Origin of the sequence: Pseudomonas japonica (genome assembly GCF_900188455.1) — a bacterium.
In the GTDB taxonomy this organism is placed as follows: Bacteria; Pseudomonadota; Gammaproteobacteria; order Pseudomonadales; family Pseudomonadaceae; genus Aquipseudomonas; species Aquipseudomonas japonica.
Genome location: NZ_FZOL01000005.1, coordinates 142,115 through 158,832, shown reverse-complemented (window position 1 = coordinate 158,832; position 16,718 = coordinate 142,115). Strand labels below are relative to the sequence as shown.

Sequence of the window (16,718 nt, the reverse complement as noted above, 5' to 3'; positions counted from 1 at the left end):
AACTATAAGACCCACTGCTTTAGTCGGGTTTGCGCCTGAACGGCGGCGCAGATCATAGCAAAGTCGGGGCGCGAGCACACGCCCCAATGTCGCGCTGCATTGTCAATGCGTCGTCGCGTCGCCACGCACCTCGCCTTTCACGCAGGCGAAATCCTCGTCGTGCAAGGCCGGCAGCTCCTTGGCGCAGTAGTCGCTGCCGAGTCTGGTCAGGGCGCCGCACATGTCTTCCAGACGGCCGTCGACCGCCTGCAGATGGTCGAGCAACTGACCAATGGCGCGTGCCACCGGGTCCGGCATGTCTTCGCCGACGCCGTAGGCATCGAAGCCGATCTTCTCGGCCATGGCCTTGCGCCGGGCTTCCTGCTCGCCATCGCTCTTGACGATGATGCGCCCGGGAATACCCACCGCGGTGGCGCCAGCCGGCACCGCCTTGGTCACCACCGCGTTCGAGCCGATCTTGGCACCGGCGCCGACGGTGAACGGGCCCAGCACCTTGGCGCCGGCACCGACCACCACGCCGTCTTCCAGGGTCGGGTGACGCTTGCCCTTGTTCCAGCTGGTGCCGCCCAGGGTCACGCCCTGGTAGAGGGTGACGTCGTCGCCGATCTCGGCGGTCTCGCCGATGACGATACCCATGCCATGGTCGATGAAGAAACGCCGACCGACCTTCGCCCCCGGGTGAATCTCGATACCGGTCAGCCAGCGCCCGAAGTTGGACACCAGGCGGGCCAGCCACTTCCAGTCCTTCTTCCACAGGCTGTGCGCCGCGCGGTGCAGCCAGATCGCGTGCATGCCCGGATAGCAGGTCAGCACCTCGAAGGCATTGCGCGCCGCCGGGTCACGGTGGAAAACGCTTTGGATATCTTCACGCAGACGCTCGAACATCTATTGATCCTTCCGCTTGTGCGCATCGCCCCGGGCCGCTTTCTGGGTTTCGGTGAGGATGCCGCGCAAAATACTCATTTCCGAACGATTCACCGCGCTGCGCCCGAACAGGCGCCGCAGGCGCGGCATCAGGTGCTTGGGCTTGGCCGGATCGAGGAATCCGATCTGCACCAGGGTGCTTTCCAGATGGCCGTAGAAACGCTCCATTTCATCCATGGTGGCCAGCTCTTCGACCGCTTCGTCCTTGTTCACAGGCGCGGCCTGGGGCTCACGGGCGAGCCAGGCCATGCGAACTTCGTAAGACAGCACCTGCACCGCCGCCGCCAGGTTCAGCGAACTGAAGTCCGGGTTGGAGGGGATATGCACGTGGTAGTGACATCGCTGCAGCTCGTCGTTGGTCAGGCCGGCATGTTCACGGCCGAAGACCAGGGCCACTTCCTCGCCCTGCGCCGCCCGCTTCACCGCCTCGGCGCCGCATTCGCGGGGATCGAGCATCGGCCACGGCAGGCTGCGACTGCGGGCGCTGGTGCCGACCACCAGGGTGCAGCCGACCAGGGCCTCTTCGAGGGTGGCGACCACTTGCGCACCCGCCAGCACATCGTCGGCGCCGGAAGCGCGGGCGCTGGCCTCGGGAGAAGGGAAATCCGCCGGATCCACCAGGACGAGGCGCGACAGTCCCATGTTCTTCATGGCACGCGCAGCCCCGCCGATGTTGCCGGGATGACTGGTACAGACCAGGACGACACGAATATTTTCCAGCACGTCAGGCGCTCACAGGCATCAGATCAGGGGGAGCAAATCTTACAGAAGCGACCGGCGCAACGCTACGTAAGCAAATGTTGCCCTTCTGCCCCGGAAGTTTTCTGCTAGAATGGTCGGCTTTCTTTAACATCTCAGGTGAAACGTCCATGCAGCCCATGCTGAATATCGCGCTGCGCGCCGCCCGCAGCGCCAGCGAACTGATTTTCCGCTCAATCGAACGCCTGGATACCATCAAGGTTGATGAGAAGGACGCCAAGGACTACGTGTCCGAAGTCGACCGCGCGGCGGAAAAAGTCATTATCGACGCCCTGCGCAAGGCCTACCCGACCCACGCCATCCAGGGCGAAGAAACCGGTCTGCATGCCGGCAGCGGCGAGGGTGAAGACTACCTGTGGATCATCGATCCGCTGGATGGCACCACCAACTTCCTGCGTGGCGTTCCACACTTTGCCGTGAGCATCGCCTGCAAATACCGTGGCCGCCTGGAACACGCCGTGGTTCTCGATCCTGTCCGCCAGGAAGAGTTCACCGCCAGCCGTGGCCGTGGCGCCCAGCTGAATGGCCGTCGCCTGCGCGTCAGCTCGCGCACCAGCCTGGAAGGCGCGCTGCTCGGCACCGGCTTCCCGTTCCGCGACAACCAGATGGAATACCTCGACAACTACCTGGGCATGTTCCGTGCCCTGGTTGGCCAGACCGCCGGCATCCGCCGCGCCGGCTCCGCCAGCCTGGACCTGGCCTACGTGGCCGCCGGTCGTTTCGATGCCTTCTGGGAGTCGGGCCTGTCCGAATGGGACATGGCTGCCGGCGCGCTGCTGATTCAGGAAGCAGGCGGTCTGGTCAGCGACTTCACCGGTGGTCATGACTTCCTCGAAAAGGGTCATGTGGTCGCCGGCAACATCAAGTGCTTCAAGGCCGTTCTCACCGCAATCCAGCCGCACCTGCCGCCTTCGGTCAAACGCTGAGTTTCGCCTGAAATGAAAAAAGCACCTTTCGAGGTGCTTTTTTTGTGCCTGCTATTAGGATCGCCGCAACCCTTGTAGGAGCTGGCTTGCCTGCGAAGGACCGCGTAGCGGTCCCGGACCTCACCGCTATTTGAGACCGCTACGCGGTCTTTCGCAGGCAAGCCAGCTCCTACAGGGGCCACGCGAAACCGCGACTTTGCCAGCGTTTACTGCCCCGGCTGTGCCTGCCCCAGGACCAGATTGCCCTGCTTGTCCAACGGAATCTGCGAGCCCGGATCACGGTCCATGCGTACCTGCCCCACCTTGTCGCCGATCGAATACTTCACGTCATACCCGACAACCTTCTCGCTCACATCATTCACCGTGCTGCAGCGAGTCTGAGTGGTGGTGTAGGTGTCGCTGTTCTGCATGTGTTCCTGCACCTTGTTGCCGGCGTAACCGCCACCGACCGCGCCAGCCACGGTGGCGATCTTCTTGCCGGTGCCGCCACCGATCTGGTTGCCGAGCAGGCCACCGGCCAGCGCACCGACCACCGTACCGGCGATCTGATGCTGGTCCTGTACCGGCTTCTGCCGCGTGACCGTGACGTCCTTGCAGACTTCCCGTGGCGTCTTGACGGTCTGCTTGACCGGCTGCACACCCACCACCTGGGCATACTCCGGTCCGCTGTTGACCAGGCTGTAGGTCGCGACAGCACCTCCGGCAGTCACACCGACAGCACCCAGTACCGCACCCACGAGCATCGACTTGTTCACGTGAACCTCCTGATTTACCTGCGGAATTCACCGCGCTTCTCCCAGCCTTGGAGCAAAAAAAAGGGCGCGAGTTCAATACTCGCGCCCTCTTCTTCCGCCAGAGGCGTAGGAAAAAGCCTTATGGACGGTCGTCCACACCCTCGGTTTTCGCCGGAGGAATCAGGTCTTCACTGCTCAGGTTCAGCCAGATCAGCACCACGTTGGCGATGTAGATCGACGAGTAGGTACCCGCCAGAACACCGATGAACAGCGCCAGGGAGAAGCCGTACAGGTTGTCGCCACCGAACACCAGCAGCGCGGCGATGGCCAGCAGGGTCGACACCGAGGTCGCCACGGTACGCAGCAGGGTCTGGGTGGTCGAGATGTTGATGTTCTCGATCAGCGAGGCCTTGCGCAGCACGCGGAAGTTCTCGCGAACCCGGTCGAACACGACGATGGTGTCGTTGAGCGAGTAACCGATGATCGCCAGCACCGCCGCCAGCACCGTCAGGTCGAAGGTGATCTGGAAGAACGAGAGGATGCCCATGGTCACCACCACGTCGTGGATCAGCGAGACGATGGCGCCCACGGCGAACTTCCACTGGAAGCGGAAGGCCAGGTAGATCAGGATCCCGCCCAGCGCCAGGAGCATGCCGAGGCCGCCCTGGTCGCGCAGTTCCTCACCCACCTGCGGGCCGACGAACTCGACGCGCTTGACCGTGGCCGGGTTGTCGCCGCCCACCGCCTTCAGCGCGTCGGCAACCTTGTTGCCCAGTTGCGGGTCATCGCCCGGCATCCGCACCAGCAGGTCGGTGGTGGCGCCGAAGCTCTGCACCACCGCCTCGTGGAAACCGGACTTGACCAGCTCTTCACGAACCTGGCCAAGGTCGGCCGGGCGCTCGTAGGTCAGCTCGATGAGCGTACCGCCAGTGAAGTCCAGGCCGAAGTTCAGGCCCTTGACGAACCAGCTGCCCAAGGCCAGCAGGGTAAGGAGCATGGTGACGGCGAACGCAACGTTGCGCACGCCCATGAAGTTGATCGTACGTAGCATGGCAGCCCCTTAAACCCACAGCTTCTTGATGTCACGCCCGCCGTAGATCGAGTTGACGATCGCACGGGTAACCAGAATGGCGGTGAACATCGAGGTGAAGATACCCAGCGACATGGTGACCGCGAAGCCCTTCACCGGGCCGGTGCCCATGGCGAAGAGGATGCCGCCCACCAGCAGGGTGGTCAGGTTGGCGTCGAGAATCGCCGTGTAGGCACGGTCGAAGCCTTCGTGGATGGCGCGCTGCGCCGACATGCCGTTGGCCAGTTCCTCGCGAATCCGCGAGAAGATCAGCACGTTGGCGTCGACCGCCATGCCCATGGTCAGCACGATACCGGCGATACCCGGCAGGGTCAGGGTCGCGCCCAGCAGCGACATCAGCGCCAGCAGCAGGACCATGTTGCCCGCCAGGGCGACGGTGGCGATCAGACCGAAGAAGCGGTAGATGGCCATGATGAACAGCGAGACGAACAGCATGCCCCACAGGGACGCGTCGATACCCTTGGTGATGTTGTCGGCACCCAGGCTCGGGCCGATGGTACGTTCTTCGGCGAAGTACATCGGCGCGGCCAGGCCACCGGCACGCAGCAGCAGGGCCAGTTCGGAGGATTCGCCCTGGCCGTTGAGGCCGGTGATGCGGAACTGGCTGCCCAGCGGCGACTGGATGGTCGCCAGGCTGATGATCTTCTTCTCTTCCTGGAAGGTCTGGATCGCCACGTCCTTCTCGACGCCGCCCACGGTCTGCTTCTCGTAGCGGGTGACCGGACGCTGCTCGATGAAGATCACCGCCATGCTGCGCCCGACGTTGCTGCGGGTGGCGCGACTCATCAGTTCGCCGCCATGGCCGTCGAGACGGATGTTCACCTGCGGACGGCCGTGCTCGTCATAGCTGGCCTGGGCGTCGGTGACCTGGTCACCGGTGATGATCAGGCCACGCTCGACCAGGGCCGAACGCCCGCCTTCACGGAACTCGAACTGCTCGGTGGTGGCTTTCGACGCACCAGGCTCGGCGCCCAGGCGGAATTCCAGGTTGGCGGTCTTGCCGAGGATACGCTTGGCTTCGGCGGTGTCCTGCACGCCCGGCAGCTCGACCACGATGCGGTTGGCACCCTGGCGCTGTACCAGCGGTTCGGCGACGCCCAGTTCGTTGACGCGGTTGCGTACCGTGGTCAGGTTCTGCTTGATCGCGTATTCACGGATTTCCGTGATCTTCGCCGGGGTGATCGCCAGACGCAGCACCGACAGCTCGTTACGCTCGGTGGTGGTCAGCTCGAAATCGTTGAAATTCTTGCGGATCAGGCTGCGTGCCTGTTCGCGGGTCGCGTCGTCGGAGAAGCCCAGCTGGATGCCACCATCCTGCTGCGGCAGGCTGCGGTAGCGGACTTTTTCCTTGCGCAGGAGGCTCTTCACCTCGCCTTCGTAGACTTTCAGGCGCGCGGCCATGGCCTTGTCCATGTCCACTTCGAGGAGGAAGTGCACACCACCGGACAGGTCCAGACCCAGCTTCATCGGGTGTGCCCCGAGGTTGCGCAGCCATTGTGGAGTGGTCGGGGCCAGGTTCAGCGCCACCACGTAATCGTCGCCCAGTGCCTTGCGCACCACGTCCTTGGCTGGAAGCTGGTCTTCCTGCTTGCTCAGACGCAGCAGCGCGCCCTTGCCGTTCTCGCCCAGGGTGGCTGCCTTCACCGCGATCCCGGCGTCGGTCAGCGCCTTGCTGGCACGGTCCAGATCGGCCTGGCTCATCTGCAGCGCGGTACTGGCGCCGCTGACCTGCACCGCCGGGTCGTCAGGATAGAGGTTGGGAGCGGAATAAATAAAACCGATCACCAGTACGACCAGGATCAGTGCGTATTTCCATAGAGGAGTTTTGTTCAGCATCACGCCGCCCGTTCAAGACGCGGGGCGCCTTGCGCGCCCCGTCGATTGGTGAAAAACGTAACTTAGATCGCTTTCAGCGTGCCTTTCGGCAGGGTGGCCGCTACAGCGCCTTTCTGGAACTTCAGTTCGACCGAGTCGGACACTTCCAGAACGACGAAGTCATCGCTGACCTTGACGATCTTGCCGGCGATACCGCCGTTGGTGACGACTTCGTCGCCCTTTTGCAGGTTGCTCAGCAGGTTCTTCTGCTCTTTGGCCCGTTTGGCCTGTGGGCGCCAGATCATCAGGTAGAAGATGACCAGGAAACCGACCAGGAAGATCCATTCGAAACCGGTACCGGCCGGGCCGGCGGCAGCGGCAGGGGCTGCGGCGTCCGCGTAAGCGGCAGGGATCAGAAAGCTCATTTAGCACTCCAGTTTGCAGAAGTTGTGTTTGTCAGGATGGCAAAACATCAATCCAAAGGCGGTACGGGAAGTCCGCGTTTGGCATAAAAGGCGTCGACAAAGGCGGCCAATGTACCCTGTTGAATAGCCTCGCGCAAACCAGCCATCAAGCGCTGGTAATGCCGCAAGTTGTGGATTGTATTCAACATGGCGCCGAGCATTTCGCCGCATTTATCCAGGTGATGCAGATAAGCGCGGGAGAAGTTCTGGCAGGTGTAGCAGTCGCAGGTCGGATCCAGGGGCGAATCATCGTGACGATGGAACGCGTTGCGGATCTTCAGCACGCCGGTGTCGATGAACAGATGGCCGTTGCGCGCATTGCGCGTAGGCATCACGCAATCGAACATGTCGACGCCGCGGCGCACACCCTCCACAAGATCCTCCGGCTTGCCAACACCCATAAGGTAACGAGGTTTGTCAGCCGGCATCTGGCCGGGCAGGTAGTCCAGCACCTTGATCATTTCGTGCTTCGGCTCGCCCACCGACAGGCCGCCGATGGCCAGGCCGTCGAAGCCGATCTTGTCCAGCCCCTCCAGGGAGCGCATGCGCAGGTCCTGGTGCATGCCACCCTGGACGATGCCGAACAGCGCCGCGGTGCTGTCGCCGTGGGCGTTCTTCGAGCGCTGGGCCCAGCGCAGCGAGAGTTCCATGGAGATGCGCGCCACGTCCTCGTCGGCCGGGTACGGCGTGCATTCGTCGAAGATCATCACGATGTCCGAGCCCAGGTCGCGCTGGACCTGCATCGACTCTTCCGGACCCATGAAGACTTTCGAGCCATCCACCGGCGAGGCGAAGGTCACGCCCTCTTCCTTGATCTTGCGCATGGCGCCGAGGCTGAACACCTGGAAGCCGCCGGAGTCGGTGAGGATCGGGCCTTTCCACTGCATGAAATCGTGCAGGTCGCCGTGGGCCTTGATCACCTCGGTGCCCGGGCGCAGCCACAGGTGGAAGGTGTTGCCGAGGATGATCTCGGCGCCGATGGCCTCGATGTCCCGCGGCAGCATGCCCTTGACCGTGCCATAGGTGCCCACCGGCATGAAGGCCGGGGTTTCCACGGTGCCACGGGGGAAGGTCAGGCGGCCGCGACGGGCCTTGCCGTCGGTGGCCAGCAACTCGAAGGACATACGACAGGTGCGACTCATGCTTGATCCTCGGGCCCGCGTGGCGCCGGATTGCGGGTGATGAACATGGCATCACCGTAACTGAAGAAGCGGTACTCGTTGGCCACGGCGGCGGCGTAGGCGGCCATGGTTTCCGGGTAACCGGCGAAGGCCGAAACCAGCATCAGCAGCGTGGACTCGGGCAAATGGAAGTTGGTGACCAGGGCATCGACCACATGGAACGGCCGGCCCGGGAAGATGAAGATATCGGTGTCGCCGCTGAACGGCTTGAGCACGCCATCGCGCGCCGCGCTTTCCAGCGAACGCACGCTGGTGGTGCCCACCGCCACTACCCGGCCACCACGGGCACGGCAGGCGGCGACCGCATCCACCACATCCTGGCCGACTTCCAGCCATTCCTTGTGCATGTGATGGTCTTCGATGCGCTCGACCCGTACCGGCTGGAAGGTGCCGGCGCCGACGTGGAGGGTGACGAACGCGGTGTCGACGCCCTTCTCGGCGATCTTCGCCAGCAGCTCCTCATCGAAATGCAGGCCCGCGGTCGGGGCTGCCACCGCGCCCGCGCGTTCGGCGTAGACCGTCTGGTAGCGCTCGCGGTCGGCGCCCTCGTCGGGGCGATCTATATAAGGAGGCAGCGGCATGTGGCCGACGCGGTCGAGCAGCGGCAGCACCTCCTCGGTGAAGCGCAGCTCGAACAGCGTGTCGTGGCGCGCCACCATCTCGGCCTCGCCGCCGCCGTCGACCAGAATCTGCGTGCCTGGCTTGGGCGCCTTGCTGGAGCGCACATGGGCGAGCACCCGGTGGCTGTCGAGGACGCGCTCGACGAGGATTTCCAGCTTGCCGCCGGAGGCTTTCTGGCCGAACAGGCGTGCCGGGATGACCCGGGTGTTGTTGAACACCATCAGGTCGCCGGGGCGCAGGTAGTCCAGCAGATCGCCGAAATGCCGGTGCGCCAGTGCGCCGCTCGGGCCATCGAGGACCAGCAGCCGGCTCGCCCGGCGTTCGGCCAGGGGATGGCGGGCGATCAGGGAATCGGGGAGTTCGAAGGAAAAATCGGCGACGCGCATGGCAATGGGGTACGGGTTCGACAGGGCCGGGAAGTTTAGCCGAAAGCGGAAAAATTGACCATGAAAGCCGATTGACCAACGGTAGGGGCCTCTTTATACTGCGCCGCCACAAGCCCTGATGGCGGAATTGGTAGACGCGGCGGATTCAAAATCCGTTTTCGAAAGGAGTGGGAGTTCGAGTCTCCCTCGGGGCACCAAGATCCAGAAAAAGCCGACTTTTTAGTCGGCTTTTTTGTGCCTGGAATTCGGGCCTGGCACCGCCCATTGTGGGAGCGAGCTTGCTCGCGAAGGGGTGCAATGCGGGCCCAGAGCCTGCCGGCTCATAGTCCAAGTGGCCCCTAGTACGCTGCCTATACGGCAGTGAACATGCTCGCCACCGGGGAAATGCAGCTGCACGATTTCTGAGCTGCCTATACGGCAGTGAACTTGAACTTCGGGATTGCGCCGTGGTGCGCGTTTTTCTGAGCTGCCTATACGGCAGTGAACCAAGGCCTCGACGCCGGCGCCAAGTTGCCTCTTTTCTGAGCTGCCTATACGGCAGTGAACCGCTGATAGCTGCGCAGCATGATTTCCAGAATTTTCTGAGCTGCCTATACGGCAGTGAACCCGGTGCGCCAGGCTTTCGCGAACGCCCAGCATTTCTGAGCTGCCTATACGGCAGTGAACAGAACCTGGTGCCCTCGCTGATCAATATCGAATTTCTGAGCTGCCTATACGGCAGTGAACGGAGGGGTTATGTCACTGGGTTACACGCCTACTTTCTGAGCTGCCTATACGGCAGTGAACGACGTGAATGGCCGGCCGCTGACGGGGGGGAGTTTCTGAGCTGCCTATACGGCAGTGAACCGTCAGGAAGCCCAAGTCCGTCTCGTTCGACTTTTCTGAGCTGCCTATACGGCAGTGAACGACACCTGATCAAGAGGTGCCCCGTGCGTGCGTTTCTGAGCTGCCTATACGGCAGTGAACGCCCATCGCTGGGCTTCTGCCTTCGTGTCGAATTTCTGAGCTGCCTATACGGCAGTGAACGGCGAACGATAGTGCAACCTTGCCCCACATATTTTTTCTGAGCTGCCTATACGGCAGTGAACCTCAGGGTACGGGCGCGCTGCACCGCCTGAGCTTTCTGAGCTGCCTATACGGCAGTGAACATGGCGTGTACTTCCTGCACGGTGCCCCGCGTTTTCTGAGCTGCCTATACGGCAGTGAACCATATCAGCGGCACCATCGACCACGCTTTGGATTTCTGAGCTGCCTATACGGCAGTGAACGATATCTAGCATCTGGCCGACGCCCTTCAGTTTTTCTGAGCTGCCTATACGGCAGTGAACAGCAATACACAACCTACAGCCCTTCTCGTTCTTTTCTGAGCTGCCTATACGGCAGTGAACGACGTGATGGAGGCCGAGGCCGACATCTTCCTTTTCTGAGCTGCCTATACGGCAGTGAACGACCACATGTCGGAGAATGCCTTGGCCTTGGCTTTCTGAGCTGCCTATACGGCAGTGAACCAGAAGATGACTTTCGGCCTTGACCTGATCGTTTTCTGAGCTGCCTATACGGCAGTGAACGTTCTGGCCGGTACCACTCGCCCGGATCGCGATTTCTGAGCTGCCTATACGGCAGTGAACGCCCGAGGCGAGGCAGCCAGGCGCGCCGCAATTTCTGAGCTGCCTATACGGCAGTGAACGACAAGGCGACGGCCAGCGTTCGCACGCTCGATTTCTGAGCTGCCTATACGGCAGTGAACACTCACCAGAACGCATTAGCAGCGTTCTACCATTTCTGAGCTGCCTATACGGCAGTGAACGTCGGCATAGAGGCGCTGCAGGCCGCCGAAATTTTCTGAGCTGCCTATACGGCAGTGAACAACACCAAAACCTTAACAATCCTTTGATTCCAAAAGCAAAAGCACAATTCAGACGCAGTAGACCCTTTTTTCTGTCAGTTTCATAAGTCATTGATTTCTCTAACCCCAGCATACTGCTTCAGAAAAAGGGTCAACCGTACGAGATGAGCGCGCGCTTAAGTCATTGATCATGTCACTGAGACGGGGACTGGAAGGCAAGACTCACCTGGTAGGTGAAAACAACCGACAGTGAGTTTTTCCAGCTGTTAGCACCGCCACCAAAACCCTCTTTCTATGCACCTGCACAACAGCCCAGTCTGTCGCACAGAAACCCATAGCCTACTGAGCGCATGAATTTTTCCTTTCATTTACTTGGCAGCGCAGATTTTTTCTTGAGCGCCCGACGAAAATCTTCAGTTCAGGCAATTTTCTCGATTTTTTCTTAACTTTTCAGCTATGGCTGTGCGCTCACCCTTTTCCAGCAACCAGATCAGTTGCTCAAGATTTTCAGGGCCGTCTCGTAAAAACCTTAAATGCAAACCGCTGCAGTGGGCTCCGGGCGCGACCTTTCTGGGCTGCCTACCCGGCAGTGAACCGAATTGCCGCGGCAATGTTCAAGCTCGGCGTTTTCTGAGCTGCCTACCCGGCAGTGAACGATGTACGCAATCAATCACTCCGGCCACGTCATTTCTGAGCTGCCTACCCGGCAGTGAACCTTGACCCGCTCGCCCATCCTGTCGGTTTCGCTTTTCTGAGCTGCCTACCCGGCAGTGAACTACCCCCAAACCCTACCAACCCTCTGATAAAAAAAGCAAAACCCCATCCCCACCCTCTCAAACCCTATTCCCCACCACCCTCGTAACCCATTGATTTATATAACCTCACCAACCCTCCTCAAAAATAGGGTCCCAACACCCTCCCCCCAGGCACAAACAATCAGCAACAAAAATACCAGCACATAGCCATCAACCCAGCTATAACTCCCCACCTGCCAAACAACCCGAACGGACACCCGGTTGCCACCATGGACGGCATTCATTCCTCCGACCTCAAGACCATCCTCCACTCCAAGCGCGCCAACCTCTATTACCTGCAACACTGCCGCGTCCTGGTGAATGGCGGTCGCGTCGAGTACGTCACCGACGCCGGCAAGCAGTCGCTGTACTGGAACATCCCGATCGCCAACACCACGACCATCCTCCTCGGCACCGGCACCTCGGTCACCCAAGCGGCGATGCGCGAGCTGGCCCGGGCCGGCGTGCTGGTGGGTTTCTGCGGTGGCGGCGGCACGCCGTTGTTCAGCGCCAACGAGATGGATATCGAAGTCGCCTGGTTTTCCCCCCAGAGCGAATACCGCCCCACCGAGTACCTGCAACGCTGGGTGTCCTTCTGGTTCGACGAAGGCAAGCGCCTCGAAGCGGCCAAGGCCATCCAGCGCAAGCGCCTCGAACATATCCGCAAACACTGGCGAACCCGCGCCAGCGTCGAGAAATCCGCCTTCCGCATCGACACGTCGACCCTCGACGATATCCTCGCGCAATCCCTGGACACCCTCGAACAGGCCCCCAACCACGACCACCTGCTGACCGAAGAAGCCCGCCTGACCAAGCGCCTGTTCAAGCTGGCCGCCAATGCGACCGGCTACGGCGACTTCGGCAGGGCCAAGCGCGGCACCGGCGGCGATCCCGCCAACCGTTTTCTCGACCACGGCAACTATCTCGCCTATGGACTGGCCGCCACGGCGACCTGGGTGCTCGGCCTGCCCCACGGCCTGGCCGTGCTGCACGGCAAGACCCGACGCGGCGGCCTGGTGTTCGACGTCGCCGATCTGGTCAAGGACGGCCTGATACTGCCGCAGGCGTTCATCTCGGCCATGCGCGGTGACGATGAACAGGCGTTCCGCCAGGCCTGCATCGAGCACCTGACCCGCAGCGAAGCCCTCGATTTCATGATCGACAGCCTCAAGGACATTGCCGAGCAGTTGGGGGCACCGATCGCTTGAACATCCTGCTGATCTGCCAGTGCGACAAGCGCGCCCTAGCCGAAACCCGGCGCATTCTCGACCAGTTCGCCGAACGCCGCGGCGAGCGCACCTGGCAGACGCCCATCACCCAGGCCGGCCTGGACACCCTGCGCCGCCTGCTGAAAAAGACCGCCCGACGCAACACCGCCGTGGCCTGCCACTGGATTCGCGGCCTCGATCACAGCGAGCTGCTGTGGATCGTCGGCGATGCCAGCCGCTTCAACGAGCAAGGCGCGGTGCCAACCAACACCACGCGCCGCGATGTCCTGCGCAAGCACGACGAAAACGACTGGCACAGCGCCGAGGACATCCGCCTGCTGGCGCAGATGGCGGCCTTGCTGCACGACCTGGGCAAGGCCAGCACGGCGTTTCAGGCGCGCCTGGTCGGGCAGACGAGAACGCGCAATCTCTATCGTCACGAATGGGTGTCCCTGCGCCTGTTTCTCGCCTTCGTCGGGGACGATGACGATGCCGGCTGGCTGCAACGCCTTGCCGCCGCCGACACCCGCCACGACCCGCACTGGCTGGCACCGCAACGCTTCAAGCGCGACGGACTGGACAACGACACACCCCCGCCCTTTCGCCACCTGCCGCCGCTGGCAGCCGCCATCGCCTGGCTGGTGGTCAGCCACCACCGCCTGCCCACGCGACCCCCAGATCAGACCCGATCGGCCCAACCGACCTGGCTCGGACAGCGCACCAACGACTTCAACCCGACGATGCTGTCCAACCTCCTCGAAGGCATCACCCATGAATGGAACGAACTGACCGACAGCGCTTCGATCACCGATATCGCGCCCTACTGGCAATTCGATCAGCCCTTGCCCGTGGTCCTGCCCAAATGGCGAACCCAGGCGGCCAGGATCGCGGAACGTCTGTTGGCGCTGAGCGACAAGGCAGGCAAAGGCGACTGGCTGGCCAATCCCTACGTCATGCACCTGGCCAGGCTTAGCCTGATGCTGGCTGACCACCACTACTCCAGCCTGCCGCCCGAGGACGCCCGACGGGTCAAGGGCGACCACGACTACCGCGTCTACGCCAACACCCACAGCGACGGCAGCCTCAAGCAGGCGCTGGACGAGCATCTTCTCGGCGTTGCACGCATGAGTGCCGGTGTCGTCCAGGGCCTGCCCGGATTCGAACGCCACCTGCCACGCCTGGTCCGCCACCGCGGCCTGCGCAAACGCAGCGGGAGCGCGCGTTTTCGCTGGCAGGACAAGGCCACCGACGCCACCACCAGCCTGCGCGCCCAGTCCGACGGGCAAGGTGTGTTCATCATCAACATGGCCTCCACCGGTTGCGGCAAGACGCTCGCCAATGCCCGCATCATGAATGCCCTGGCCGATCCGGAACTGGGCCTGCGCTGCACCTTCGCCCTCGGCCTGCGCACCCTGACCCGGCAGACCGGCGACAGCTACCGCCGCGACCTGCATCTGAACGACGACGAACTGGCCCTGCATGTCGGCGGCTCCGCCAGCCGCATCCTCTTCGACTTCCATCAGGCCCGTGCCGCGGCGATGGGCTCGGAGTCCACCCAGGCGCTGATCGAGGAAGACAGCCACGTGCTGTACGAAGGCAATACCCGCCAGCACGCCCTGCTCGACAAAGCCATGGCCGATCCGAACATCCGCAAGCTGCTCGGCGCGCCCATGCTGGTCTGCACCATCGACCACCTGATGCCGGCCACCGAAGCGCAACGCGCCGGCCGCCAGATCGCGCCGATGCTGCGCCTGATGAGCAGCGACCTGGTGCTGGACGAACTGGATGATTTCGACCTGGCGGACCAGCCAGCCGTAACCCGCCTGGTCTATTGGGCAGGCTTGCTGGGCACGCGGGTCCTGCTGTCTTCCGCCACCCTGCCGCCGGCGCTGGTGGACGGCATGTTCCAGGCCTATCGCGCGGGGCGCGAGCATTACCGGCGCAATCGTGGCGTAACGCATGCCACGGAGGCGATCGCCTGCCTGTGGGTCGATGAATTCGGCACGCACCAGGCCCATTGCGCGGATGCCGCGGCGTTCAACGAACAGCACGAGCACTTCGTGGAAAAGCGCGTCGCGCAACTGGACAAGGTAACGCCCTGCCGGCGTGGCGGAATCGTGCAGTTGAACCTCACGGCCAACCGTCGGGAAACGCTGTACAGGGATTTCGCCGTACAGATCCGCGAAGCCATCCAGACCGCCCATGCCCGCCACGCCGGAACCTGCCCGCACACCGGCAAACGTGTCAGTTTCGGACTGGTGCGCATGGCCAATATCGAGCCGATGTTCGATGTCGCCCTCGCCCTGTTCCAGCTCGGCGCCGCGCAGGGGCAACGCATTCATCTGTGCGTCTATCACTCACGCTTTCCCCTGCTGCTGCGCTCGGCCATCGAGGCGCAACTGGACCGCAGCCTGAACCGCCGGGACAGGGACGCGGTGTTCGCCCAAACGGATATCCGCGAGGCCTTGCGGCGTTATCCGGAACAGGAGCACCTGTTCGTCGTGCTCGGCTCGCCGGTGACGGAAGTGGGCCGCGATCACGACTACGACTGGGCGGTTGTCGAACCCTCGTCGATGCGCTCGCTGATCCAGCTTGCCGGGCGGGTGCAGCGGCATCGCAACCAACCCTGCGACGCCGCGAACCTGCTGATCCTCGACACCAACCTGCGGCATTTCGAGAACCGCCTTGATCCGCGCAAGCGCCAGCAGGCGGCTTTTGTCAGACCGGGTTTCGAACAGGATGGTGCTCCGCCAGACCATCGTTTCAGGCTGACGACCCACAGGCTGGGCAAGTTGCTGGAACCCGGCGATATCGATGCCATCAGCGCCCGCCCACGGATCCAGCCCAACGAGCGTTCGGCATGGAAACCCAAGGAAAGCCTGGTCGATCTGGAGCATGCGCGGTTGAGCGAGTTGATGTTGCCGAAGGAGCGCGCCGCGGTCCCGCAGTTCGCCCGGCGAGTCGGTCGCGAAGCGCTCGACCTGGATGCCGCCTGCGCCTGGCAGTTTCCGCAGGCGGCATTGACCTGGGTGCTGCCGCAGCACCAGCCGTTTCGGGAGAATGCCGGTCGCGAGGAAGAGCTGGTGCTGCTGCCGGATGAGGACCAGGAAAGACTGGTGCTGCACCGGATTCATGAGCCGGGACGGTTCAATGAGTCGCGGGTTTATCTGGAGTGTTCCGAGTTGCTCGACCCGGTTGATCTGGATCGTGAGCTCGGGCCCGGGATCGCGCCCTGGGGGCGGCATGATGTGATGGGGTTGCTGGAGGAATTGGCTGAGGAACTTGAGTTGCCGCTGGCGGTTTGTGCTGAGCGGTTTACGACGGTGAAGGTTTATCAGAGCACCTTTGGGTGGCGGTATCACCCGGTGTTGGGGTTTGCGAAAAAAAGCTAGGCCAGGCGGGGAGCCTGGCCTAACTCTTTTCGCGCGCTACCTGTTCGGCAGTGCAGGATCTACGTGCAATTTTCTGAGCTGCCTATACGGCAGTGAACTACGGCCTCGGCCCAGCGCATGGCTGGGCTTGTTTCTGAGCTGCCTACACGGCAGTGAACTCCGCCCGCCAGCGCAGCCGCCTTTCCGATTCTTTCTGAGCTGCCTACACGGCAGTGAACCCGATCAACGTGGTCAGCCTGGTCAGCTTGGCTTTCTGAGCTGCCTATACGGCAGTGAACTTGCCGACTCCCAAGCCGCTGGGCGGCAGATTTTTCTGAGCTGCCTATACGGCAGTGAACTGGGCCAGCAGGCCGGCAACATCATGTTCATGTTTCTGAGCTGCCTATACGGCAGTGAACCGTGATCAGGTTCGCGTCCGACTCGTTGGCCTTTTCTGAGCTGCCTATACGGCAGTGAACCAGGCGCCCAGCATTGCCGACCCGCTTCCATTTTTCTGAGCTGCCTATACGGCAGTGAACCTGCTTGGGAAGGGTCGAGTCAGCCAACCCCATTTCTGAGCTGCCTATACGGCAGTGAAC

11 protein-coding genes, 1 tRNA gene and 2 CRISPR repeat arrays (1 of these 14 cut by a window edge) are annotated in these 16,718 nt (G+C 62.4%); of the genes, 4 read left to right on the top strand and 8 right to left on the bottom strand.

Translation table 11 applies throughout. The features are described 5' to 3' along the window. Positions 1-102: 102 nt before the first annotated feature. Both cysE and trmJ read right to left on the bottom strand, forming a co-directional pair. On the bottom strand, positions 103-885 hold the full coding sequence (cysE, locus tag CHB99_RS08505; protein ID WP_042120844.1) for a serine O-acetyltransferase: 783 nt from the start codon (positions 883-885) through the stop codon (positions 103-105). After that, positions 886-1,647, bottom strand: a complete 762-nt coding sequence (trmJ, locus tag CHB99_RS08500) for a tRNA (cytosine(32)/uridine(32)-2'-O)-methyltransferase TrmJ (protein WP_042120845.1) — start codon at positions 1,645-1,647, stop codon at positions 886-888. Positions 1,648-1,793: 146 nt separating this feature from the next. Between trmJ and suhB the strand changes: the two genes are divergently transcribed. After that, positions 1,794-2,609, top strand: coding sequence for a type III secretion system regulator SuhB (suhB, locus tag CHB99_RS08495; RefSeq protein WP_042120846.1), 816 nt, complete (start codon positions 1,794-1,796; stop codon positions 2,607-2,609). A gap of 206 nt (positions 2,610-2,815) precedes the next feature. Here the strand turns inward: suhB and CHB99_RS08490 are convergent, their stop codons facing one another. The 6 genes from CHB99_RS08490 to queA all read right to left on the bottom strand — a co-directional run bounded on the left by CHB99_RS08490 (position 2,816) and on the right by queA (position 8,900). Then, positions 2,816-3,364, bottom strand: coding sequence for a glycine zipper 2TM domain-containing protein (locus CHB99_RS08490; RefSeq protein ID WP_042120847.1), 549 nt, complete (start codon positions 3,362-3,364; stop codon positions 2,816-2,818). A 118-nt stretch (positions 3,365-3,482) separates the two neighbouring features. Continuing rightward, positions 3,483-4,394: a protein translocase subunit SecF gene (gene secF / locus CHB99_RS08485; protein ID WP_042120848.1), complete on the bottom strand. Its 912-nt coding sequence runs from the start codon at positions 4,392-4,394 to the stop codon at positions 3,483-3,485. A gap of 9 nt (positions 4,395-4,403) precedes the next feature. Beyond that, on the bottom strand, positions 4,404-6,269 hold the full coding sequence (gene secD, locus CHB99_RS08480; RefSeq protein ID WP_042120849.1) for a protein translocase subunit SecD: 1,866 nt from the start codon (positions 6,267-6,269) through the stop codon (positions 4,404-4,406). Positions 6,270-6,331: 62 nt separating this feature from the next. Next, positions 6,332-6,673 (bottom strand): preprotein translocase subunit YajC, encoded by a 342-nt coding sequence (yajC, locus tag CHB99_RS08475; RefSeq protein WP_042120850.1) that lies wholly within the window; start codon positions 6,671-6,673, stop codon positions 6,332-6,334. Between the two features lie 47 nt (positions 6,674-6,720). Then, on the bottom strand, positions 6,721-7,836 hold the full coding sequence (tgt, locus tag CHB99_RS08470) for a tRNA guanosine(34) transglycosylase Tgt (protein ID WP_009399721.1): 1,116 nt from the start codon (positions 7,834-7,836) through the stop codon (positions 6,721-6,723). A gap of 14 nt (positions 7,837-7,850) precedes the next feature. Then, complete coding sequence (queA, locus tag CHB99_RS08465) at positions 7,851-8,900, bottom strand: tRNA preQ1(34) S-adenosylmethionine ribosyltransferase-isomerase QueA (RefSeq protein ID WP_042120851.1); 1,050 nt, start codon at positions 8,898-8,900, stop codon at positions 7,851-7,853. 112 nt (positions 8,901-9,012) lie between these two features. On the opposite strand from queA, the gene CHB99_RS08460 reads away from it, so the two are divergent. The 3 genes from CHB99_RS08460 to cas3f all read left to right on the top strand — a co-directional run bounded on the left by CHB99_RS08460 (position 9,013) and on the right by cas3f (position 16,140). Beyond that, positions 9,013-9,097: transfer RNA gene (locus CHB99_RS08460), tRNA-Leu, on the top strand. A 141-nt stretch (positions 9,098-9,238) separates the two neighbouring features. Continuing rightward, positions 9,239-10,767: a CRISPR direct-repeat array (repeat unit 28 nt; unit sequence TTTCTGAGCTGCCTATACGGCAGTGAAC). 1,003 nt (positions 10,768-11,770) lie between these two features. Next, complete coding sequence (gene cas1f / locus CHB99_RS08455) at positions 11,771-12,748, top strand: type I-F CRISPR-associated endonuclease Cas1f (RefSeq protein ID WP_042120852.1); 978 nt, start codon at positions 11,771-11,773, stop codon at positions 12,746-12,748. Continuing rightward, complete coding sequence (cas3f, locus tag CHB99_RS08450; protein WP_042120853.1) at positions 12,745-16,140, top strand: type I-F CRISPR-associated helicase Cas3f; 3,396 nt, start codon at positions 12,745-12,747, stop codon at positions 16,138-16,140. Before cas1f ends, cas3f begins: the two co-directional genes overlap by 4 nt. Before the next feature lie 70 nt (positions 16,141-16,210). After that, a CRISPR array of direct repeats spans positions 16,211-16,718; the repeat unit is 28 nt; unit sequence TTTCTGAGCTGCCTATACGGCAGTGAAC (it continues 480 nt past the right edge of the window).